Origin of the sequence: Tepidiforma sp. (genome assembly GCF_026419595.1) — a bacterium.
Taxonomy (GTDB): domain Bacteria; phylum Chloroflexota; class Dehalococcoidia; order Tepidiformales; family Tepidiformaceae; genus Tepidiforma.
In genome coordinates this window covers 1-605 of the sequence record NZ_JANZZD010000107.1, presented here as the reverse complement: position 1 = coordinate 605, position 605 = coordinate 1, and the positions used below count along the sequence as shown (strand labels likewise).

At 62.6% G+C, this 605-nt stretch carries 1 pseudogene; it reads left to right on the top strand.

Annotated elements, in window-relative coordinates:
- Window positions 1-106: 106 nt before the first annotated feature.
- Window positions 107-605: pseudogene (locus N2041_RS14625) on the top strand (helicase); the annotation flags it as partial.

Sequence of the window (605 nt, the reverse complement as noted above, 5' to 3'; positions counted from 1 at the left end):
ATCCCCTCGGTGGCACGTGGCGATTCCGGCGCCAGGAAATCGATCTGTGGATCAGGCGACAGACGAACGCCGGCACACCCGGGGACGGAAGCAAGGGCAACGAATAATGCACGCCGCAGAGCTCAAACCGAACATCACCGTGCGCGGGCCTCTGTTTCCAGAGCCCGTCCAGGTCATCGTCGCGATTCCGATGGGCGCCTCGGTCAAACTGGTCGGGAAGGGAACCCAATCCAACTCGGTTTATGAGCCGATTCTGACCGCGGAGCAGCTCTCTCTCCTCACGGCCTCCCCAGCTCACGAGCCCTTCGACGGCGATGCCCGCAAATTCCGCCTCGGTATCGAAGCGATGCGCCTGGGGCTCGCTTACGAGTACGACCCGTACTTCTCGCTGTCCATTGCCCGCGTGGACCCGCTGCCCCACCAATTGGAAGCAGTTTACGACTACTTCATGAGGTTGCCACGTATCCGGTTCCTCCTGGCCGACGACCCGGGCGCTGGCAAGACGATCATGGCCGGCCTCCTCATCAAGGAGCTCAAGATTCGCGGCCTGGTCAAGCGCGTGCTGATCATCACGCCCGCCAACCTCACGTTCCAGTGGCAGCGCG